At 40.4% G+C, this 23,550-nt stretch carries 19 protein-coding genes; 15 read left to right on the top strand and 4 right to left on the bottom strand.

The annotated features are described in order from the left end of the window. Window positions 1-115: 115 nt before the first annotated feature. On the bottom strand, window positions 116-775 hold the full coding sequence (locus tag EHE21_RS02205) for a GntR family transcriptional regulator (protein WP_088493892.1): 660 nt from the start codon (window positions 773-775) through the stop codon (window positions 116-118). 468 nt (window positions 776-1,243) lie between these two features. On the opposite strand from EHE21_RS02205, the gene EHE21_RS02210 reads away from it, so the two are divergent. The 7 genes from EHE21_RS02210 (at window position 1,244) to EHE21_RS02240 (ending at window position 8,790) form a co-directional block, all read left to right on the top strand. Next, on the top strand, window positions 1,244-2,494 hold the full coding sequence (locus EHE21_RS02210) for an NRAMP family divalent metal transporter (RefSeq protein ID WP_194951722.1): 1,251 nt from the start codon (window positions 1,244-1,246) through the stop codon (window positions 2,492-2,494). Between the two features lie 13 nt (window positions 2,495-2,507). After that, complete coding sequence (locus EHE21_RS02215) at window positions 2,508-3,299, top strand: LamB/YcsF family protein (RefSeq protein ID WP_194952572.1); 792 nt, start codon at window positions 2,508-2,510, stop codon at window positions 3,297-3,299. Beyond that, window positions 3,296-4,102 (top strand): putative hydro-lyase, encoded by an 807-nt coding sequence (locus EHE21_RS02220; RefSeq protein WP_194951723.1) that lies wholly within the window; start codon window positions 3,296-3,298, stop codon window positions 4,100-4,102. Before EHE21_RS02215 ends, EHE21_RS02220 begins: the two co-directional genes overlap by 4 nt. A gap of 14 nt (window positions 4,103-4,116) precedes the next feature. After that, entirely contained in the window at window positions 4,117-5,694 is a 1,578-nt protein-coding gene (locus tag EHE21_RS02225; RefSeq protein WP_194951724.1) for a 5-oxoprolinase/urea amidolyase family protein, read from the top strand. 16 nt (window positions 5,695-5,710) lie between these two features. Beyond that, window positions 5,711-7,456 (top strand): acetyl/propionyl/methylcrotonyl-CoA carboxylase subunit alpha, encoded by a 1,746-nt coding sequence (locus EHE21_RS02230; protein WP_194951725.1) that lies wholly within the window; start codon window positions 5,711-5,713, stop codon window positions 7,454-7,456. Window positions 7,457-7,658: 202 nt separating this feature from the next. After that, a complete protein-coding gene (locus tag EHE21_RS02235) occupies window positions 7,659-8,456 on the top strand; it encodes a sulfite exporter TauE/SafE family protein (protein ID WP_194951726.1) in 798 nt (265 codons plus the stop codon). A 103-nt stretch (window positions 8,457-8,559) separates the two neighbouring features. Beyond that, window positions 8,560-8,790 carry a hypothetical protein gene (locus tag EHE21_RS02240; protein ID WP_075672928.1) on the top strand — a complete coding sequence of 77 codons (231 nt, stop codon included), beginning with the start codon at window positions 8,560-8,562 and terminating at the stop codon, window positions 8,788-8,790. A gap of 38 nt (window positions 8,791-8,828) precedes the next feature. Here EHE21_RS02240 and EHE21_RS02245 read toward each other — a convergent pair whose 3' ends face one another. After that, window positions 8,829-9,269 carry a PACE efflux transporter gene (locus EHE21_RS02245; protein WP_194951727.1) on the bottom strand — a complete coding sequence of 147 codons (441 nt, stop codon included), beginning with the start codon at window positions 9,267-9,269 and terminating at the stop codon, window positions 8,829-8,831. A gap of 110 nt (window positions 9,270-9,379) precedes the next feature. On the opposite strand from EHE21_RS02245, the gene EHE21_RS02250 reads away from it, so the two are divergent. Continuing rightward, on the top strand, window positions 9,380-10,282 hold the full coding sequence (locus EHE21_RS02250) for a LysR family transcriptional regulator (protein ID WP_194951728.1): 903 nt from the start codon (window positions 9,380-9,382) through the stop codon (window positions 10,280-10,282). Here EHE21_RS02250 and narL read toward each other — a convergent pair. Together narL and narX are read right to left on the bottom strand one after the other, a co-directional pair. Beyond that, window positions 10,279-10,932 (bottom strand): two-component system response regulator NarL, encoded by a 654-nt coding sequence (narL, locus tag EHE21_RS02255; protein ID WP_109402871.1) that lies wholly within the window; start codon window positions 10,930-10,932, stop codon window positions 10,279-10,281. The two genes, EHE21_RS02250 and narL, sit on opposite strands and share 4 nt — an antisense overlap. 25 nt (window positions 10,933-10,957) lie before the next feature. Further along, a complete protein-coding gene (narX, locus tag EHE21_RS02260) occupies window positions 10,958-12,763 on the bottom strand; it encodes a nitrate/nitrite two-component system sensor histidine kinase NarX (RefSeq protein ID WP_194951729.1) in 1,806 nt (601 codons plus the stop codon). A gap of 297 nt (window positions 12,764-13,060) precedes the next feature. Here narX and EHE21_RS02265 point away from each other — a divergent pair, with 297 nt between their 5' ends. From EHE21_RS02265 to EHE21_RS02295, 7 genes are all read left to right on the top strand, one after another. Beyond that, window positions 13,061-14,455 (top strand): NarK family nitrate/nitrite MFS transporter, encoded by a 1,395-nt coding sequence (locus EHE21_RS02265; RefSeq protein WP_194951730.1) that lies wholly within the window; start codon window positions 13,061-13,063, stop codon window positions 14,453-14,455. 52 nt (window positions 14,456-14,507) lie between these two features. Beyond that, entirely contained in the window at window positions 14,508-18,269 is a 3,762-nt protein-coding gene (locus EHE21_RS02270) for a nitrate reductase subunit alpha (RefSeq protein ID WP_194951731.1), read from the top strand. Continuing rightward, a complete protein-coding gene (gene narH / locus EHE21_RS02275) occupies window positions 18,269-19,822 on the top strand; it encodes a nitrate reductase subunit beta (protein ID WP_088493882.1) in 1,554 nt (517 codons plus the stop codon). Before EHE21_RS02270 ends, narH begins: the two co-directional genes overlap by 1 nt. Next, window positions 19,822-20,547 carry a nitrate reductase molybdenum cofactor assembly chaperone gene (gene narJ, locus EHE21_RS02280; RefSeq protein ID WP_193775133.1) on the top strand — a complete coding sequence of 242 codons (726 nt, stop codon included), beginning with the start codon at window positions 19,822-19,824 and terminating at the stop codon, window positions 20,545-20,547. The genes narH and narJ overlap by 1 nt, the downstream gene beginning before the upstream one ends. After that, window positions 20,544-21,221 carry a respiratory nitrate reductase subunit gamma gene (gene narI, locus EHE21_RS02285; RefSeq protein ID WP_088493880.1) on the top strand — a complete coding sequence of 226 codons (678 nt, stop codon included), beginning with the start codon at window positions 20,544-20,546 and terminating at the stop codon, window positions 21,219-21,221. The genes narJ and narI overlap by 4 nt, the downstream gene beginning before the upstream one ends. A 380-nt stretch (window positions 21,222-21,601) precedes the next feature. Next, entirely contained in the window at window positions 21,602-22,225 is a 624-nt protein-coding gene (gene ycaC / locus EHE21_RS02290) for an isochorismate family cysteine hydrolase YcaC (protein WP_099074036.1), read from the top strand. 122 nt (window positions 22,226-22,347) lie between these two features. Beyond that, the gene (locus EHE21_RS02295; protein ID WP_194951732.1) at window positions 22,348-23,544 is read left to right on the top strand and encodes a lactate oxidase; all 1,197 of its coding nucleotides are present in this window, start codon (window positions 22,348-22,350) and stop codon (window positions 23,542-23,544) included. Window positions 23,545-23,550: the final 6 nt, after the last annotated feature.

Raw genomic sequence — 23,550 nt, forward strand, 5'->3', positions numbered from 1 at the left:
GAGAAAGCCAACCCACTGGGTTGGCTTTTTTGCGTTTGGGGTTTAGTAAATTTTAAGTGCTATGCTAAATTCTAAATACAAAAATGCCCTAAATTAGGGCATCTTTTATGATCTTTTAGCAAAAATTATGACGAGAAAATGCAGCAAGGACTGTTCTTTCTGATATTTCTAAATAGTCTTCCATTGCTGTTGCTGCTTCTTGGGCTTTTCCATCCATTAAAAGTGTTAAAATCTGTTCATTCTTCTCAATATACGGTGCATGTAGTAATTGAGGATCGTTTAATAAACCGAAGGCTAAACGTAACTCTGCTAAAATAAGTTGGTATTGTTTAAACAATCTAGGACTATCTGAAAGCTCAACAATCGCGGTATGAAAATGCATATTACAGGTTCCTACACCGCTCCAATCTTGTTGTTCTTGAAAGACTTTTGCTTGGTTAACACTATCTTGCATTCTAACAATAGCTGGATGCATAGGATAAGAATGTCGCAGAGCATCACATTCAATTAATCGTCTTACACGATAAATATCCATAATACTTGCCATATCTGGCACAGAAACAAAAACACCACGATTAGGTTTATAAGTTAAAAGCCCTTCTTGGGTAAGAACGCGAAAAACCTCTCTTAAAGTATTACGCGATATCTCTAGCGTTTCGCTTAATGCAGTTTCTGACAATCTTTCACCAGGAGGTAATTCTCCAATAGTGATTTTTTGCCGAATAACATTTGCGACTTTTTGAGAAAGAATTTGTGGAGATGTTTTTTTCTGCATTATCTTCTGCTATTAGCTTAATTGAAGCGCCTATTCTATCAGTGTGTTTTGTAATATATAACCTCTATTGTGTCACTCTGTCGTACTTCTCACTGTATCGAGTATGACTTTCTGTTTATTTCCATCAAAAAAACTTAATTTTTTATCACGATATTTTAGTGATTAAACTTATTTTTCCTTCAATCTTGTGCACTATTTTTGTGCATCTCATCTTTTTATGCTGCATTTAGGTGCATATTCATTACTTATTAATTAATGATAATTGTCAATAAAATGTTAAAAATGCGATCTTCACTGCACTTTTATCATCCCATATTTAAATCTATTTGCTTATTTATTCATCTATTATTATTAATTGTTCAACAATCTAATATCAGGTGATTAACAATTACGTATTCATGCTCAACAATGGCACGCTAATTGCCTTAGTAATAATAATTAAAATAATGATGATAAAGGGGGTAGCTCATGGCTACACAAGATTCTGCAAACACAACATCAAGTTCGTTTATAAAAAATAGACGCTCTTCATTGATAGCTGCCATTTTTTTAATGGCGACATCCGCTATTGGTCCGGGTTTTATTACTCAAACTGCAACCTTTACTGCCACTATGGGGGCAGCATTTGCATTCGGTATTTTGGCATCAATCATCATCGACTATGTTGTTCAGCAAAGTATTTGGCGAGTGATCACAGTTACCAATATGCGAGCTTCAGACATTGCTAACAAAGCAATACCCGGTAGCGGTTACTTACTTGCGGTATTAGTTATTTTTGGCGGTTTAGTGTTTAACGTGGGTAACATTGCAGGTGCTGGTTTGGGGCTTAATGCAATGGTGGGTCTTGATCCTAAATGGGGTGGGATCTTAAGTGCTTTACTTGCGATCTATATTTTCTCATCACGTAAAGCCAGTAACTTTATCGATCGTATGATTATCGTTCTTGGCATTGTCATGATCTTACTGACTGTTTTTGTGATGTTTGCCTCTAATCCTCCAGTAGGTGAAGCATTAAGACAAACTGTTTTACCTGATGCGATTAACTTCGCAACGATCACTACAATTGTCGGTGGTACTGTGGGCGGTTATATCTGTTATGCCGGAGCTCACCGTCTTCTCGATAAAGGAACTACGGGTATTGAGAACATTGATGCTGTATCAAGCGCTGCAACTAAAGGAATTTTAGTGGTTGGATTAATGCGCTATATCCTGTTCCTTGCCATTTTGGGCGTAGTTGCCAGTGGCGTAACATTAGATATTTCTAGTCGCGCGGCTAACCCTGCATCTCAAGCATTTCAACACGCGGCAGGTTTAACTGGATTACGCATCTTTGGTCTTATTTTATGGGCAGCTGCATTAACAAGTGTAATTGGTGCTGCTTATACCTCAATGTCATTTATTACAGTATTTAAAAAAGGTGTTACTGAGCGTCAACGTAATATCGCAACCATTATTTTCATCGCTATTTCACTTGTCATTTATATGGTTATGGGAACAGCGCCAGCTGCATTATTAGTCTTCGCCGGTGGTTTTAACGGTCTGATTTTACCTATTGGTATGACACTATTTATTTTTGTTGCATGGCGTCGCCAAGATCTCATGAATGGCTATAAATATCCTGCATGGTTACTGTGGTCAGGTATTTTGGTCTGTGCGCTGACTTGGTATATGGGCATTATGTCCGTGGGTGCTATTTTCAACTACCTCAACATTGCTTAAGAGAACAATAATGATGATAAAAGCAGTCGATTTAAACAGTGATTTAGGTGAGAGCTTCGGTCAATGGACAATGGGCAATGATGATGCGGTGCTTGAAATTGTCAGTAGCGCTAATATCGCTTGCGGTTTTCATGCAGGTTCACCGGATGGAATTTTAAAAACATTAAAAGCGGCGAAACAGCGTAATGTCGCGATAGGTGCGCATGTTGCTTATCCTGACTTAGTCGGTTTTGGTCGTCGTAATATGGATATTGCCAGTGATGAATTAACCGCAGATGTGATTTATCAAATAGGTGCTTTACAAGGATTGGCTAAAGCAGTGGGTTTAAGTGTGACCTATGTTAAGCCTCATGGTGCGCTTTACAACACAATTGCGCATGATAAACGTCAAGCACTTGCTGTTATTGAGGCGATACTTGCTGTAGATCCTCAACTGACATTAGTTGCTTTAGCGGGATCACCTTTGATTACACTTGCGAAAGAAAAAGGTCTTCGAGTAATTGCAGAAGCCTTTGCTGATAGAGCTTATCATGCTGATGGTACGCTAGTTTCTCGTAAAAAAGAGGGAGCTGTTTTACATGATCCTGAACGTGTTGCTCAACGTATGTTGCGGCTTGTGCAAGAAGGTGGTGTTGAGTCCATAGAAGGCATTTTTACAACGATACAAGCTGATTCTATTTGTGTTCATGGTGACAGCCCAGATGCCGTAGCTCTCGCTAAAAGTGTAAAAGAAATTTTAATTAATCATGGTGTTAGCATTAAGCCTTTTGCACCTCTGCCACTTAAAAAGGAGGTTCAAAAATGACTAATTTAATGCAAGCAACCGCGGATGCAATTGCTAATGCACAAGAAGCTCGATTAGCTATTCGCAATGGTTTAGCCATACCAACCGCCGGTATGGCTAAAGGTATGACGCAAGCTAATATGATTAGTTTACCTCGTGATTGGGCATTTGATTTTCTGCTCTATGCTCAACGTAACCCGAAAAGTTGCCCAATATTAGATGTTTGCGAATCAGGTAGTTATCGCACTGTTTTAGCGAAAGACGCCGATCTGCGTACTGACATTCCTCTTTATCGTGTTTGGGAAAATGGCAAATTAACGGGTGAAATTACGGATGCCACCAAAATTTGGGCACAACATCCCGATCTTGTGACGTTTCTTATTGGTTGTAGTTTTACTTTCGAAACACCCATGTTAGAAGCGGGTATTGAAATTCGCCATATCACAGATAACTGCAATGTTCCGATGTATAAAACCAATCGCTTGTGTCGTCCAGCAGGACGATTAGAAGGCGAATTGGTGGTTTCAATGCGTCCTATTCCCGCTGACAGAGTCGCTGATGCGGTGATGATAAGTGGTCGTTTCCCTTCTGTACATGGTGCTCCCGTACATATTGGCTCGCCAGATGCTTTGGGTATTAAAGATATTATGTCGCCAGATTTTGGCTCACCAGTGAGAATTGAAAAAGGCGAGATCCCCGTATTTTGGGCTTGTGGTGTGACACCACAAGCAGCAGTGATGCGTTCAGGTGTTCCTTTCGCACTTAGCCATGCTCCGGGGCATATGTTTATTACCGATGTGCCTGATGCAGCTTATCACGTATAAGGGAGGAAGATACTTTGCGCTTTTTACCCGTTAACCTATCTCATTTACTTGTTGAGCTTTCCTCTTTAAAAGAGACGCTCGCATTGTATGAATCCGTTAAACAAGCGGATATTGCTGCTATTCAAGACATTGTACCTGCGGCGAAAACACTCTTAATTCACTATACGCCGTGGCTAATCACAGCTGAAGAACTTGTGCTTCAGCTTCGACAGTTAGAAGTTAAAGCGGTATCAGCACGTCAAATACAATCATTAACGATCCCCGTTCATTATCAAGGTGAGGATCTTAATGAGGTCGCTGAATTATTAGGGATCGCTACCAGTGAAGTGATCCGCAGACACACAGAGCAAACCTATCAAGTTGCATTCACAGGTTTCGCCCCAGGTTTTGCTTATTTGATTGCAAATGAAACTCAGCTTTACGTACCTCGCCGTAAAACACCTCGTACACGTATCCCCGCAGGATCGGTCGGATTAGCTGGCGAGTTTAGTGGCGTTTATCCACAACAAAGCCCCGGTGGTTGGCAACTTATTGGTACCACAGAAATAAAGATGTGGGATCTCTCACGCGAACAACCTGCTTTTTTATTACCAGGTAATGAAGTGCATTTTGTTGATGCAAAAAAATCACCGATAACCGTTTCACTACCGGAGAAAAAAGCCGTAGTTGCTTCTCCACTCTCATTAAATGATAAAGGGCTATATGTCATTTCAGCAGGGCTACAAACTTTATTTCAAGATGAAGGGCGTATTGGTGCTGCATCAATGGGAGTATCTGCTTCAGGCGCACTTGATAAACCCGCTTTACATGCAGCCAATCGTTTAGTGGGTAATCCTGCAACCTTTGTTGCACTTGAGATAACCCAAGGTGGACTGACACTTAAAGCACGACAAGATTGTGTGATCGCTTTAACTGGGGCGGATTGTTCCATTACACTAAAACATGAGTCAGGTGAGAATGAATCCTTATCTGGTTATCAACCTATCGATGTTCGCTGTGGCGATGAAATTATTTTAGGTATGCCAAAAGCAGGTGTACGTAGCTATCTTGCCGTGAGAGGTGGATTTGAATTACCCAAGGTGTTAGGGAGTTATGCATTTGATACCTTGGCACAAATTGGTCCTAATGCTTTGCAAGAAGGCGATGTACTTCATTTAAATAATGAAAGTACTTCAAACGGTATTCTTGCTGATGAACAGCCGACATCAACACTGCCAAAACAAGATGATATCGTCACGCTTGATGTTGTTTTAGGTCCTCGCACTGACTGGTTTACCACTGAAGCTATAAAAACATTAACCTCTCAATTATGGCAGGTGACACCACAATCTAACCGTATTGGGTTGCGTTTACTGGGCGAAACCCCTCTTGCTCGAGAACAACAACAAGAGCTATCGAGTGAAGGCACTTGCATCGGCGCAATACAAGTTCCGATTAATGGGCAACCTGTTTTGTTTCTTAACGATCACCCACTAACAGGAGGATATCCTGTTATCGGCGCTGTTGCTGAATATCACTTACCACTTGCAGGGCAGATCCCTGTTAACGCTAGAATTCGTTTTAATCCAATTACCGAATTTCAAGAATATTGATAGGAGAATGCCACTCATGACAACAATTAACCAAAAACAACGAGTGAAGCATAGAGTACTTATTGCAAACCGAGGTGAAATTGCGGTTCGTATTATTCGTGCTTGTCAGGATCATGGTGCGACTTCGATTGCCATTTACGCTAATGATGATATTGATGCACTACACGTCCGTCTTGCTGATGAAGCTTATGGACTCAATGGTAATTTGCCGAAAGAAAGCTATCTAGATATTAAGAAAATTATTAATATTGCCCATAAAGCTAATGCCACAATGATCCATCCCGGTTACGGTTTTCTTTCCGAGCGAGCTGATTTTGCAAAAGCGGTACAAGACGCAGGATTTATTTGGATCGGCCCTAACCCAGAAACGATTGAAGTGCTTGGTGACAAAGTGAAAGCACGTAAAATTGCACAATCTGTTGGTGCACCTCTTGTAAATGGTACGTCTGATCCTGTTAATGACGCCAAAGAGGTTATCGATTTTGCTAAACAGCATGGTCTACCTGTTGCCATTAAAGCTGCTTTTGGTGGTGGTGGGCGGGGTTTGAAGATCGCGCATAAAATGGAAGAGATTGAAGAGCTGTACCATTCTGCTGTACGAGAAGCCGTAACTGCATTTGGTCGTGGTGAATGTTATGTTGAGCAATTCCTAGATAAACCTCGCCATATCGAAGCGCAAATTATTGCAGACAAACTGGGCAATGTTGTTGTTGTCGGAACACGAGATTGTTCGTTACAACGCCGTAATCAAAAGCTTATTGAAGAAGCACCAGCACCGTATTTGACAGACGAACAACGTGAACGTATTCACCAATCCGCTAAAGATATTTGTGCGAAAGCAGGTTATGTGGGCGCAGGTACCGTTGAGTTTTTATTAAGTGCAAATGGCACTATCTCGTTTCTAGAAGTGAATACACGCTTACAAGTAGAGCACCCTGTTACCGAAGAAACAGCAGGCATCGATTTAGTGATTGAGCAGTTACGTATTGCTGAAGGTTTACCACTAAGTATTGATAAAACGCCTGTTCCACGTGGTCACTCTTTTGAATTTAGGATCAATGCAGAAGATCCTACTAAAGGCTTTTTACCTACACCGGGTTTAATTACGCATTTCTCTCAGCCTTCAGGTCCGGGAGTTCGTGTAGATAGTGGTGTTGCTGAAAATAATCAGGTTTCACGCCAATTCGATTCTATGATGGCAAAATTGATAGTGACAGGTGCAACTCGTGAACAAGCCATTGCGCGAGCTCGTCGAGCATTATCCGAATTTAAAATTGAAGGGGTAGCGAGTGTGTTGCCTTTCCATTGTGAAATGATGGAACATGCCGATTTTACTGAAGATTTCAAAGTGCATACCCGTTGGATTGAAACAGATTTTCAGGCAAAAAATACATATTTTCCTCGTAGCACGCCTGCAAAAAATGAAGAGCTTGTTCGTACTTTTATTGAAATTGATGGTCGTCGTCATGAACTTGCTTTACCAGCTCAATTACTGTCACTCTCCGCGGTAATACCAACAGCAATTAATGCCAGTCATGAGAAAGAAGAGAATGAAAAAGCCGTCACTGCACCCATCTCTGGCGTATTACATAGCTGGATCTTAGCTGATGGCGATAAAGTCAAAGAAGGTGATGTTATTGCTATTATGGAAGCGATGAAGATGGAAGTTCAGGTAATCGCTTCTTGTGATGGAGTACTACTGCAAAAAGCGAAAACAGGTGATTATTTTTCAGCAGAATCGGTCTTAGCTGAAATAAATTAAATATATTAAAAATATCATATTGATTAATAAGAATAATATCTATCATTAATATCTGCCCTTTAATATGAGGTAATTTCATATTAAGGGGCTTTTTTATAATAACGTTATTTATATTCCTATTTATTATATCTAATTCCTTTTGGTTATAAGTTATTTTGCCTATAATCGAAGCTTGTTAAATTTTAACCAAAAAGGAAATAAGATGTTGCTTGTAACACAACTACTTATCGGCGCTGCAATCGGGTTAGTTATTACAACGACCGGTGTAGGTGGTGGTGTTATTTTATTACCTGTTCTTATTTATCTTTTTGGTATGAATGCATTAGCTGCGGTTGCGACAGCAAATTTACTCTCGATGCTAATGAAGCTCTCATCTTCTTATATTCATTTTCGGTTAGGTAATATCCCATTAAAACCCGCACTATTGATCTTAGGGGTAATGTTTCCGGCAACATTTTTAGCGAGTTATGGTGTGACATGGTTGGGATCGCAACCTCAATATTACGATCGTGTTGAATCAGCGATTAATATTTTAATGATCGTTGCTATCGTATTTTCATTGATCTTATTTTTACAGCGAATGGTAAGAAGATCAGCAATTTCAGATCCCTTAATTTCTTTACCTCCGCCTTCTTCAGTGACTTTTTCTTCCTTATTTGTACCGGGAGTCAGTGCAGGATTTGTACTTGGTGCGACGGGTGTTGGAGGAGGATTAGTAGTGTTGCCTGTGTTAATGCGTTTTGCACAAATGGGTATTAAAGAGGCAATCGGCACTTCTATTTTTATTACTACGATCCTTTCTGGTGGCTCTGCTATTGCTTATAGTGCTGGTGGCTATACCGATGTTCACACAGCACTTATTCTCTGCTTAGGCTCATTACTCTCCATCCCATTAGCTCGTTATTTACTTGTGTATTTATCAGAGCATTTTTTCCAATATTTAACTCTGTCTTTTATTCTGATCAGCATCATTATGATGAGTTGGAAGTTAATAAATTAACTTAATGTAATATCGAGTGAGTCAATCTTTCTCTTATTGCCTTTAGTTAGACTAAACTTATTCTATCATCATTAGATTAACTACTAAGAGTAAGTACAACGAGATGAATATTAAAACAGGTGATGAGTTTTTGGTTTATATGGCACTGGGTGAAGAGAGCTATATGAAAGAGTATTACCGTGTGATTGAAATTGACTCAACGCTTTCTCAAGTGACGGGTAAATTGCTAAGAAGAACAACGGCTGATGACAAAAATATTGGATTAGGTCGTTGCGAGTTAGAAGGCGGTATTGAGCAGTTTGCGTTAGAAGATATCTATCCTGTTAAAGAGTGATCCGTTATTGGGATCACTCTCCTTACTTAATTTGTCGCTTAGGCTGCGGGTGCATTCTCAGGTAATGCAGATTTTGGTAAGCCAAAAATTTTGTCAAATACCCAGTTATAAACGAAGGTATAACAAGGGATGATGATGATCAGCGCAAAGTCCATAACTAACGCTTGCCACAATGAAACATTAAGCCACCATGCAATCAGTGGAATTAAATAGAGCACCAGTGTTAGCTGAAATCCAATTGCATGGACTAGACGGCGTCTAAATGTTCGAATTCTTGAAACCTGCCTACTCTCCCAAAATTCAAATATGCAGTTATAAATAAAATTCCAACTTACTGCGATAGTTGTGATCACCAGAGCTAATGGACCCGTTACTGCTGTTGAGCTATCAGCCAAAAGTGCAAGCCCGACTGATGAAATAATCCAGCCAAAAATTTCATAAGCTGTTACGTAGACAATTTTTCGTTTGATACCTTGCATTGTGCTCTCTTTTTCTGTGGATCTGTGTCGTTAAGCATCGTAAGATAAATCAGCAAGAATGATAGAAAAAGTTAGCTAGTATCAATTTGACTGAAACATCAGGAGTGAACATGCAGTTCTCAAGTGAACATATTGCGATATTTTTAGCAGTGATGGATAAGGGATCTTTCTCTGCGGCTGCACGTTCATTAAAACGCGTTCCATCAGCAGTCAGCATGGCGATTGCTAATATGGAAGCTGAATTAGGTTATGCACTTTTTGAACGTTCATCACGAGAGCCTCAGCCAACTGAAAAAGCCAAAGCACTTGAGCCTCATGCCAGAATGATCGCAGAGCAATTAAAATTATTACAAGTGCATGCACAAGAGCTTTCGATGGATCTCGAAAGTGTCTTAAATATTGGTGTTGCGGCTGATATTAATCCTGATTATCTATTACCTGCGTTATCTGAATTAACGCAACGTTATCCATTACTTAATGTGAATGTGATAACCGCGGCACAAGATGACATTATTGAGATGTTGCATTCACATAAAATTCAATTGAGCCTAGTTTATGGGGGCTTGTATGTGAATGGCGATGAACAATTTCAATATCTTGGCTCTGAGTCATTGGTCGCAACAATATCAGCAAGTCATATTGCATTAGCACACCCTGCTGGCGTGTTTATTGAGGATCTTGTGAATGTTCGCCAAATCATGATCGCAAGTCACACCAAAGAGTTAAGAGATGAGCGCTCATTAGTGGCGACGAATTATTGGCAAACAGATAGCTTTCAAATGGCGTTGGGTATGGTTGAAGCAGGGATGGGATGGGGTAATTTACCGTATTCGTTGATTTATACTCAATTGCAAAAAGGTAAATTAAAACAGCTTCAGTTTAAGAATACGAAAAATGAATTACGATTACCTATTCATGCCATGTGGCTAAAAGGGGAGTCGTTACAGAAAGGAGCAAAAGAGTTAGTTGAGCTGATGAGTACCCACCAGCCCATCGTACCTAACTTTAATTAATCGACGCGTTGTTGATGAACCCAAACAGCAACTTCAACACGAGATTTTAGCTTCATCTTTTTCAGTAGATGTTTTACATGTACTTTGACTGTACTTTCTGTGATATCAAGCTTACGGGCGATCATTTTATTTGATAATCCTTGCGCTATCAGTTTTAAGATATCGCGTTCACGCGGGGTGAGTTGTTCAATATCACGCTCACCTTCAGAACGATCTTCACGTAAGGATTCGGCTAAAATAGGGGTTAATGCAGGGCTGACGACCATTTTTCCGGCTGCTGCCTGTTTTAGAGCCGCTAGTAATTCTTCAGGCTCCATATCTTTTAGAAGATAACCATCTGCACCACGTTTTAACGCTGTGACTAAATCATCACTATAATTTGATACGCTGAAAACAACGATCCGACCTGACAACGACTTTAATCGCAGTTGATCGAGCGTTTCAAAACCATTCATTCCTGGCATATTCAGATCCAGCAAAATTAAATCAGGATCTAATTCTTCAGCTAGCTTCACACCTTGAATACCATCTCCCGCTTCCCCAACGACAGTTAGTGTTGTATCAAGACTTAAAAGTTGTTTTACACCATTGCGTAGCATCGGGTGATCATCAATGAGTAAAATTGTCGCTTTTTCTGCGGGGGATCCCATATTATTCATTACGACTTGCTCCAATTTAGACAGGGTCTTTATGAGTAGTTATTAATGGAAATTTAACAAACACTTGAGTACCGCCCTGTTCGCGTACTTTTATAGTATAAGAACCATTTAAGCTATTTGCGCGTTCACGCATAATAATAAGGCCATAATGATTTAATTTTTCAGGATTAGGGCTAATTCCTTCACCATTATCATTAATTTTTAGTTCGACCATGCCATTATTTAGAGATAAAGAGACTTCAGCCCAATTGGCATTGGCATGTTGTAAAATATTATTTAAGGCTTCACGGACGATTTGAACAACGTGAATACTTTGATGCGAATTCACACATTTTGCGGGTAATTGATAGTCAAAATTAATCGAAAAACCAAGGCGCTGATTAAATTCAGTCAGTGTACTTTCCAACGCGGCAAGTAATCCCGGCTCAGTGAGTTTTAAGCGAAACGTAGTTAACAACTCTCTTAATTGGCGATAAGCCACATTAAGCTCTTCTCGCATCTCTTTAAGTAGCTTTTGGCAATTATCAGGTAAGGTTTCTGACTGCATCTGCAAATAGCTCACTTGCATTTTTAAACAAGAGAGTGATTGAGCAATAGAGTCATGTAATTCGCGTGCAATTGCCGAACGCTCATCCATTAACAAAAGCTGTTGCTGTTGCTCATTTTGCTGTTCCATTGCCAGCATGGCTGAGATCTGTTTTGTCAGTAATAGCATTAAATTATTCTGTTCATCCGTCAGCGTTGTATGCTCGGGTAGTTGCATAACAAGTAATCCATAACGATGAATTTGGTCAGCAAGTTCCCAATGCAATAATTCACTACGTAATGGAACGGTAACAGAAGAGGTATCATCACAACGTTCACATTGTGGATCTGGACAATGTTCTGGGCGTGATTGAGGTTCTAAACTGATTTCATTAAAGAGTGTGTGATGATTATCTTCATATAAACGTATCTGCAAATAAGCATCAGGAATGATTTGTTGAAGCTCAAATAATATCTGTCTTAATCGGGCACAAAGTGGCGCGGGAGAGTGTAATTGTTGGCTTGAGTGATAGAGATAAGAGAGTACTTTATTTTTCTGTTGTAAGTCGTGTGTTTTTTCAACCACTCTTTTTTCTAATTCGCTATACAGTGTAGAAAGCTCTTTTGACATGGTATTAAGTGCAATACCCAGCGTGGCAATTTCATCATGGTGTGTACGCTGGTGGAAACGGGCTGAAAAATTACCATGACCAATCGAATTTGCCATCGCCATAAGCTGTTGCCAAGGATGTAATAAACGGCGACGGAAATGCCAAACAGAGCCAAACAGCAATAACAGTGTCAGCGCCGTGAAAATAAGCTGAGTATAAGCCACCAGCCTGATTTTTTGCTCTGTAAGTTGGTCGATACTTAATACTAATTTATCTAGCTGTGAAACAAAAAACGCAACCTCTTGTTTGGCTTCATCGCGTTGTTGCACATAAAGCAAGGTTGGTTTTAGGGTATCTTTCCAGTAAGTATTTAATTGAGCATATTGTGATTGTAGCGATTCATTGCTTAGGACTTGAAGTAACTCACCGCTATCTAAGTCGGTTTCTAACTCGTGAAGATAATAACGATGTTGCTCATCTAGAGGTAACGCAGATAACAAGCGATAGCTTTGCATCCGTAGCGATCCAGACTTATTAATCGCATGAGCATTACCTTGTACACTCAAAATAATATGGTTAGAAATTGCCATTCCCACCACACCCAATAGAGTGAAAAGTAACATTAATATCGCTATCTGATTAATAATTGAGAAACGGTAGTGCCATTGGATTTTATTTGTACTCATCGTTATTTTTCCAAATTTATTCTGGCGCTATATTGCCTTAAAAATACATCAAATGTCATATACCACTAAAGTATTACCCCTAAATATCTGATAGAGGTAATTTCACTTCTAAATTATAGCGCTTTTAATTTAACTTATTAATTTAAAATGAAAAATTAAGGATAATCCTATTAACACTTAGGTGTAAAGAACGACTTTAGCTTAAAAATCAAACAAATCTTTGCTTGATGCAGATCATGACTAATTAACAATTCTAATCGTACAAAGGTGCCAATCTAACCGTTAATCGAGGTTGTTATGGCACTCACTCAACACCCAGAAAAAATGAGAAAAGGGGTGATCGAAGATTGGCATCCTGAAGATAAAGCTTTTTGGGAAAAGACTGGTCAAAAGATCGCTTCACGCAATTTATGGATTTCTGTTCCTTGTTTACTTTTATCGTTCTGTGTATGGATGCTTTTTAGTGCAGTTGCAGTAAATTTGAACAAAGTAGGTTTTAACTTTACCACAGATCAGCTGTTTATGCTGACTGCACTGCCTTCAGTCTCTGGTGCTATTTTACGCGTTCCTTATTCTTTTGTTATTCCTATTTTTGGCGGTCGTCGCTGGACAGCAATCAGTACCGTCTTTCTCATCATTCCTTGTATCTGGCTTGGTTTTGCAGTGCAAGACACCACTACGTCTTACTCAACCTTTATTGTGATTTCACTGCTATGCGGTTTTGCAGGTGCAAACTTTGCATCCAGTATGGCAAACATCAGCTTTTTCTTCCCTAAAGCACGTCAAGGTGGTGCTTTAGGATTAAATGGCGGATTAGGCAATCTGGGTGTTAGCGTTATGCAATTGGTTGCGCCATTAGTGGTTGGTGTTGGCGTGTTTGCTATGTTTAGTGGCCCTGGTGTTGTTCAGCCTGATGGTTCACGTTTATGGTTAGAAAATGCGGCATGGGTTTGGGTTCCTTTCTTACTTATTCTGACCTTTGCTGCTTGGTTTGGCATGAACGATCTGGCGGCTAACAAAGCCTCTTTAAGCCAGCAATTACCCGTATTAAAACGGGGTCACCTTTGGTTATTAAGTATTTTATATCTGTGCTCCTTTGGTTCATTTATTGGTTTCTCTGCGGGTTTTGCAATGCTTTCTAAAACCCAGTTCCCAGATATCGTCATTCTACATTATGCGTTCTTCGGACCTTTATTAGGTGCTTTAGCTCGCCCTGTAGGTGGTGCTTTATCGGATAAATTTGGTGGTATTAGAGTCACACTGATCAACTTTATCATCATGGCAATTTTCTCTGCTCTGCTTTTCTTAACACTGCCTATCAATGGTGCTGGTGGCTCATTTATCGCCTTCTTCGGTGTCTTTATGGTGCTGTTTTTAACCGCTGGTTTAGGAAGTGGTTCTACATTCCAAATGATTGCTGTGGTGTTTAGAAAAATCACGATTGATCGCATGAAAGCACAAGGTGCCTCAGACGAAGCCGCTCAAAAAGAAGCGGTGACTGAAAGTGCAGCGGCGCTTGGCTTTATCTCTGCAATTGGTGCAATTGGTGGCTTCTTTATTCCTAAAGCCTTCGGTACATCATTGGCTATGACTGGCTCTCCTGCCGGTGCCATGAAAATCTTTGTTCTATTTTATATCGCCTGCGTCTTGATCACTTGGTTGGTCTATGGACGTAAACACAATAAACAATAATGACGAATTATACGCAATGTGAGAGCGCTCGCGCGCATTGGGAGAGTATCTGATGAGTAAGTTTCTCGATAGATTCCGCTATTTTAAGCAACTTGGTGATACCTTTTCAAAGGATCATGGCCAAGAGCTAAATGTTAACCGTGATTGGGAAGATGGTTACCGTAGTCGTTGGCAACACGACAAAATTGTTCGTTCTACTCACGGTGTAAACTGTACCGGCTCTTGTAGCTGGAAAATTTACGTCAAAAATGGGTTAGTGACATGGGAAACCCAACAAACGGATTACCCACGTACACGTCCTGATTTACCAGATCATGAGCCTCGTGGCTGTCCTCGTGGTGCAAGCTATTCATGGTATTTATATAGCGCGAACCGCGTTAAATACCCAATGGTACGTAAACGCCTAATTAAATTATGGCGTGAAGCAAAAGCACAACATAGCGATCCTGTTGATGCATGGGCTTCTATTGTTAGTTCACCAGAAAAAACTAAAAGCTATAAGCAAGCACGTGGGCGTGGTGGTTTTGTTCGCTCGTCATGGTCAGAAGTGAATGAAATCATTGCTGCTTCTAACGTGTTTACAGCAAAAGAGTTTGGCCCTGATCGTATTATCGGATTCTCGCCAATTCCGGCTATGTCGATGGTCTCATATGCTGCGGGTGCGCGTTATTTATCTCTGATTGGTGGCGCATGTTTAAGCTTCTACGATTGGTATTGTGATTTACCACCTGCATCGCCAATGACTTGGGGTGAGCAAACCGACGTTCCTGAATCAGCAGACTGGTATAACTCTTCTTACCTGATTGCATGGGGTTCTAACGTACCGCAAACACGTACTCCAGATGCCCACTTCTTTACAGAAGTTCGTTATAAAGGGACTAAAACCGTTGCGGTAACACCTGATTACGCTGAAATCGCGAAACTCTGTGATCAATGGTTAAATCCAAAACAGGGTACTGACAGTGCGATGGCAATGGCGATGGGACACGTTATTCTTAACGAATTCCACGTTAAACGCCAAACTGAATACTTTAGTAACTACGTGCGCACTTACACTGACATGCCAATGTTGGTGATGTTAGATAAACACGACTCAGGCAAGCTAGTTGCAGGTCGTATGTTGCGTGCTTCTGATTTAGTGAACAATCTGGATCAAGAGAAAAATCCAGAGTGGAAAACCGTTGCTATTGATGAAAAAACACAGCAATTAGTTGCTCCTCAAGGTTCTATGGGCTTTCGTTGGGAAGGTGCAGCTAAATGGAACCTTGAGCCTAAAGACGGCAAAAGTGGCGAAGATGTCACTTTACAATTAGGTCTTTTAGATAACCACGATGATATTGTTGATGTAGCATTCCCTTACTTTGGTGGGATCAAGAGTGAATACTTTGAAGGTGTTGCCCTTGATGATGTGATTGTTCATAAACTGCCTGCTAAGCGTATTACACTTGCGAATGGCGAAGAGAAATACATCACAACTGTTTATGATTTATTGTTAGCTAACTACGGTGTAGATCGTGGTTTAAATGATGAAAACTGTGCATCAAACTACGATGAAATCAAAGCATACTCACCAGCATGGGCTGAAAAAGTGACAGGTGTAGGTCGCCAAGATATCGCTCGTATTGCACGTGAATTTGCGGATAACGCAGAAAAAACACACGGTCGTTCGATGGTGATTGTGGGAGCCGGTATTAACCACTGGTACCACATGGATATGACTTATCGCGGCATTATCAATATGCTGATTTTCTGTGGTTGCGTCGGTCAAAGTGGTGGTGGCTGGGCACACTATGTTGGACAAGAAAAACTGCGTCCACAAACTGGTTGGTTGCCATTAGCCTTTGGTCTTGACTGGCAACGTCCGCCTCGCCATATGAACAGCACATCATTTTTCTATAACCACTCAAGTCAGTGGCGTTATGAAACCGTATCACCAACAGAGTTGTTATCACCATTAGCCGATAAATCTCGCTTTAGCGGTAGTTTGGTCGATATGAATGTGCGTTCAGAGCGTATGGGATGGTTACCATCAGCGCCTCAATTAAATCTAAATCCTCTATCTATTGCGAAAAAAGCGCAAGAAGTGGGTATTAGTGCCGCTGATTACACGGTTAATGCATTGAAATCAGGTGAAATTCGCTTTGCAGCTGAGCAACCAGATAATCCACAGAACTTCCCACGTAATTTATTTATCTGGCGTTCTAACTTATTAGGCTCTGCGGGTAAAGGGCATGAATATTTACTGAAATACTTGCTGGGAACTGAAAACGGTTTACAAGGTAAAGACTTAGGTGAGCAAGGCCAAGTTAAGCCACAAGAAGTGGAATGGCAAGATAAAGGCGGCGAAGGTAAAGTTGATTTAGTGGTGACTTTAGACTTCCGTATGTCAAGTACCTGTCTCTTCTCCGACATCGTTTTACCAACCGCTACATGGTATGAGAAAGATGATATGAATACTTCGGATATGCATCCATTTATTCATCCATTAACTGCCGCAGTTGATCCTGCTTGGGAATCTAAAACAGACTGGGAAATCTATAAAGGCATTGCTAAAACTTTCTCTAAATTGTGTGTTGGTCATTTAGGGGTTGAAACAGATTTAGTGACATTGCCTATTCAGCATGACTCTGCCGCTGAAATGGCACAGCCTTTTGATGTGAAAGATTGGAAAAAAGGTGAATGTGACCTTATTCCGGGTAAAACAGCACCACACCTTATTCCTGTTGAGCGTGATTATCCAAATACCTATGCTCGCTTTACCTCACTTGGCCCTCTGATGGACAAATTAGGTAATGGCGGTAAAGGGATCAGTTGGAATACGCAAACAGAAGTCGATTTCCTGAAAAAACTCAACCGTGTCCGTCATGATGGTGTGGCAAAAGGTCGTCCTGCTATTGAAACGGCGATTGATGCAGCTGAAGTTATTCTCTCTTTAGCACCTGAAACTAATGGTCAGGTTGCTGTAAAAGCGTGGGATGCACTCAGTAAAGTGACAGGACGCGATCACACTCACTTAGCCAAAGTGAAAGAAGACGAAAAAATTCGTTTCCGCGATATCGTTGCTCAACCTCGTAAGATCATTTCAAGCCCAACATGGTCTGGTCTTGAAGATGAGCATGTCTCTTATAACGCCTGTTATACCAACGTTCACGAGATGATCCCTTGGCGTACTTTAAGTGGTCGTCAACAGTTGTATCAAGATCACGAGTGGATGCGTGCTTATGGTGAAAGTTTAGTGGTCTATCGTCCACCGATTGATACCAAAGCCATTGATGCCGTTAAAGGTAAAAAACCAAATGGTTTCCCTGAGAAAGCGCTGAACTTCCTGACGCCTCACCAAAAATGGGGTATTCACTCAACCTATAGCGATAACTTACTAATGTTAACGCTAGGTCGCGGTGGTCCTGTGGTTTGGCTGAGTGAAGATGATGCCAAAGAGATGGGAATTAGCGATAACGATTGGGTTGAAGCATACAACAGTAATGGTGCATTAACGGCAAGAGCCATTGTCAGCCAACGTATTCCTGATGGCATGATTTATATGTATCACGCACAAGAGCGCCAAATAAATCTGCCGGGATCTGAAATGACAGGAATGCGTGGTGGTATTCACAACTCAGTGACGCGTGTTTGCCCTAAACCAACGCATATGATTGGTGGATACGCTCAATTAGCTTATAGCTTTAACTATTACGGTACTGTGGGCTCTAACCGTGATGAGTTTGTTGTGGTGCGTAAAATGAAACAGATTGATTGGCTTGATGGTGAAGGTGATGCTTATCAACAGACCCTGAATGGACAGGAGAAGGCATAATGAAAATTCGTTCACAAGTCGGTATGGTACTGAACCTCGACAAATGTATCGGTTGCCATACCTGTTCAGTAACCTGTAAAAATGTTTGGACCAGTCGCGAAGGTGTTGAATACGCATGGTTCAATAACGTTGAAACCAAACCGGGTACAGGGTATCCCCAAAATTGGGAAGACCAAGAGAAGTGGAAAGGTGGCTGGATCAAAAATATCAAAGGTAAATTAGTACCAAGAATGGGTAACCGTGTTGGTCTATTATCGAAAATTTTTGCCAACCCTGATGTTCCTGCATTAGACGATTACTATGAGCCCTTTGATTATGACTACGAGCATTTAAAAAATGCTCCAGAAGGCTCGTTACCGACTGCACGTCCTCGTTCGTTGATCACAGGTCAGCGCATGACCAAAATCGAAAAAGGCCCAAACTGGGAAGACGATTTAGGTGGCGAATTTAGTAAACGTGCAGCGGACAAAAACTTCGCCAACATGCAAAAAGAGATGTATGGGCAGTTTGAAAATACATTCATGATGTATTTACCTCGTTTATGTGAACACTGCTTAAATCCTGCTTGTGTTGCGACATGCCCAAGTGGTGCAATTTATAAACGTGCTGAAGACGGTATTGTGCTTATCGACCAAGATAAATGCCGTGGATGGCGTATGTGTTTAACAGGATGCCCATACAAAAAAATCTACTTCAACTGGAAAAGCGGTAAGTCGGAAAAATGTATTTTCTGTTATCCACGTATTGAAGCAGGTCAGCCAACACTGTGCTCAGAAACTTGTGTAGGACGTATTCGCTATCTGGGTGTGATGTTATATGACGCAGATAAAATCTCACAAGCTGCCAGTGCGGATAATGAAAAAGATTTATACCAAAGCCAGTTAGATATCTTCTTAGATCCATTCGATCCTGAAGTGATCAAAGCCGCTGAAGAGCAAGGTATTCCGTTAAGTGTGATTGATGCAGCACAGCGTTCGCCTGTCTACAAAATGGCAGTGGATTGGAAGCTTGCATTACCACTGCACCCTGAATATCGCACCTTACCAATGGTTTGGTATGTGCCACCTTTGTCACCTATTCAGTCAGCTGCTGATGCGGGGGTATTACCACATACTGGTGTACTGCCTGATGTCGAAAGCTTACGTATTCCAGTTCAGTATTTAGCTAACTTACTGACAGCGGGCGACACAGCACCTGTGTTATTAGCATTAAAACGAATGCTTGCGATGCGTCATTACAAACGTGCTGAAACTGTGGAAGGAAAAACAGACTTAAGTGCATTAGAACAAGTCGGTTTGACTGAAGCACAAGCACAAGAGATGTATCGCTATCTGGCTATTGCAAATTACGAAGATCGCTTTGTTATTCCATCAAGTCATCGTGAACTCGCAAGAGAAGCTTTCCCAGAACGTAATGGTTGTGGTTTTAGCTTTGGTGACGGTTGTCATGGTAGTGATAGCAAATTTAATTTGTTTAATAGTCATCGTATTGATGCGATTGATATCACATCAAGAACACCTCAGGATGAGCGTCGTTCAGAGGAGAAAATATAATGATCTCTCTGAAAATCATTTCCCATCTCTTAGATTATCCCACACAAGAATTGTGGGATAATCGAGGCGAACTGCTCAATGCATTACAGGAAGCCGATGAGCTTCCTGTGACTCAAGTTGCTAAATTAATGGCATTTATTCATGCCTTAACGCAACAAGAGTTGTTAGATGCGCAATCCAATTACAGCGAACTTTTTGATCGAGGTCGGGCGCGATCACTGTTGTTATTTGAACACGTTCATGGTGAGTCTCGCGATCGTGGTCAGGCAATGGTTGATCTACTCAATCAATATCAACAAGCAGGGATCACATTAAGTAGTCGTGAACTTCCTGACTATTTGCCTACTTACCTTGAGTACTTAACGCTTTTACCTACAACGGAGTGTATTGAAGGGCTAAATAACATTGCGCCTATTTTGGCTCTGTTAGGTGAGCGTTTAAAACAGCGAGGCAGCGATTATCACGCGCTCTTTGATGTGTTGCTTTGTCTCTCACAAAGTGGATTAGAAGCATCACAACTGACCGCTCAAGTAGAGAAAGAGCCTTTAGATGATACACCTGCTGCATTAGATGCTGTGTGGGAAGAAGAACAAGTGACGTTTCTTGGAGAAGGTACGCAATGTGGTAGTGGCAAGATCAGCCAACATCAGCGTCGTTTTGCACAAGAGACCGCCGTTCAATATCTCAACGTGGGGAATTCGTTGGATACGGGAGCACAAAAATGAATTACATCAATATGTTATTTTTTGATATCTATCCCTATATTGCTGGTGCCGTTTTTATTATTGGTAGCTGGTTACGTTATGACTATGGTCAATATACATGGCGTGCTGGCTCTAGCCAGATGTTAGACAAGAAAAACATGCGCCTTGCCTCTAACTTATTCCATGTGGGGATCCTCGGTATTTTTGCTGGTCACTTTCTGGGGATGTTAACACCACATTGGATGTATGAATCTTTCTTGCCGATTGAATATAAGCAAATTATGGCGATGGTCGGTGGTGGTACTTGTGGTGTGTTAATGCTGGTGGGAGGTGTAATGCTATTAAAACGCCGTTTAACCAACCCACGAGTAAGAGCCACATCTTCATTTGGTGACATCATGATTTTAACGCTGCTGGTTATTCAAGTTGCGTTAGGTCTGCTGACGATTCCTTTCTCGGCCCAACATATGGACGGTAGTGAAATGATGAAGCTGGTGGCTTGGGCACAATCTATTGTGACATTCCACGGTGGCGCTTCAGCAAATCTTGAAGGTGTTGCATGGGTATTTAAGTTACACATCTTCTTAGGAATGACGATTTTCCTATTATTCCCATTCTGTCGATTAGTCCACATTTGGAGCGTGCCAATTGAGTATTTAACTCGTCGCTATCAAATTGTGCGTAATCGTCATTAATGACTGCTCGACCTCCTGATAGTAAGTTAGAGACCTTTTAGTTGCGCTTATCTCACCCCCGCCCGCGGGGGTTTTTTTTATCTCTTTTTCCTCTTCTAAAACATCAACAAAATTTTTGAATGGTTAAAACAATAATCTTTAGATTCATTTAAGCAAGATTGTACTTATAATTCTTTTTAACAAAACGAATAAATTTATATAAACAAATAAGCAGTTAATTAAATATCGTGATATTTAATTAAATTTAAAGTTCTACCATCGATTATTTATTATTAATAAATAAATCAAAGTGTAAATTTAAATTAATCTGATTATTGCCATATAAATTTGGTGCTGCGATCTAATTAAGTCTTACCTCTATTATGCTATCGGAGATTATTATGAGCTTTAAATATCATCGTATCGATAAAAATAATGCTGCTGTTCTGTTGGTAGACCATCAAGCTGGATTACTTTCTTTAGTCAGAGATATTGAGCCTGATAAATTCAATAATAATGTATTAGCATTAGCTAACGCCGCTAAATACTTTAATTTACCTACCATTTTAACGACTTCTTTTGAAGATGGCCCCAATGGCCCTCTGATGCCTCAACTTGTCGAAATGTTCCCAGATGCTCCTTATATCGCCCGTCCAGGTCAAATCAACGCATGGGATAATGAAGATTTCGTAAAAGCGGTTAAAGCAACGGGTAAAAAACAACTGATTATTGCCGGTGTAGTGACTGAAGTGTGTGTCGCATTCCCTGCATTATCAGCACTTGAAGAAGGTTTTGAAGTCTTTGTGGTAACGGATGCTTCAGGTACTTTCAACGCCATTTCTCGTGACTCTGCGTGGGATAGAATGTCAAAAGCAGGGGCACAATTAATTAACTGGTTTGGTTTAGCTTGTGAGTTACACCGTGATTGGCGTAATGATGTTGAAGGATTAGGTGCGCTATTTGCTAACCATATTCCAGACTATCGTAATCTTATGACAAGCTATAATACTTTAACAAAAAAGTAAGCGGTTAATTTAAGTTTTATCTAAAAATAGGGCTTATATTCTTTTTCGATAAATATAGTTTAATTGAATTTTGAATTTATTAAATTATAGATATAAGCCCTTAATTAATAAATGGATCTAAAATGAAAAGTAAAATATTAAAAACCACTGCTATTGCGATGGCATTAAGTGTGGGTGTTGCACAAGCAGCTGAATATAAAGCAAGTACCGCAGAAGGCCCAATAAAAATAGTTAACTTAAAAGCGATGGAAGCACAAGTTCAAGCGAATATGGATAAAGGGGCTTTCGGTTATATTCGTGGTGGTGCTGAAGACGAAAACAATTTACGTTCAAACACAACGGCATTTGATAAAAAATATATTATGCCTCGTTCATTACAAGGCATCGAATTTTCTGACTTAGATTTAAAAACAGAATTTTTGGGTATTAAATTAGATACGCCTATTATTCAGGCACCGATGGCAGCTCAAGGGCTTGCACATCAACAAGGCGAAGTCGCCACAGCAAAAGGTATGGCAAAAGCAGGCTCTATTTTTTCATTAAGTACTTATGGTAATAAAACCATTAAAGAAGTGGCAGATGCTCAACCGGGTTATCCTTTCTTCTTCCAGTTGTATATGAGCAAAAATGATGCCTTTAACGAGTATATTTTATCTCAAGCAAAACAGTATGGCGCTAAAGGTATCATTTTAACTGTTGATTCACCTGTCGGTGGTTATCGTGAAGATGATATTAAAAATAGCTTCCAGTTCCCACTAGGTTTTGCCAACTTAGAAGCATTTGCAAAAATTAGCGATGATAAATCTAAGACAGGTAAAGGTGCGGGTATTAGCGAAATTTATGCTCAAGCTAAACAAGCCTTCACACCAGCAGATATTCAGTATGTGAAAAAAATGTCTGGTTTACCTGTGATTGTAAAAGGTATCGAATCACCTGAAGATGCAGATATGGCAATTAAAGCAGGCGCAGATGCTATTTGGGTTTCTAACCACGGTGGTCGTCAATTAGACAGTGCACCAGCAACGATTGATGTCTTACCTGCAATTGCTAAAGTGGTAAATAAACGTGTTCCTATCGTTTTTGATAGTGGTGTACGTCGTGGCTCACATGTCTTTAAAGCATTAGCCAGTGGTGCAGATGTTGTCGCTGTTGGTCGTCCAATTCTTTATGGATTAAATTTAGGGGGCGCTGGAGGTGTAAATTCAGTTATCCAACATTTAAATAAAGAATTAAAAATTAATATGATGTTAGGTGGGGCGAAAACAGTAAAAGATATTCAAGCCACTCAACTTTATACTGATGCCAGTTTCAATCAATAATTAACT

Source organism: Proteus sp. GOKU (assembly GCF_015475555.1).
Lineage (GTDB): Bacteria > Pseudomonadota > Gammaproteobacteria > Enterobacterales > Enterobacteriaceae > Proteus > Proteus mirabilis_B.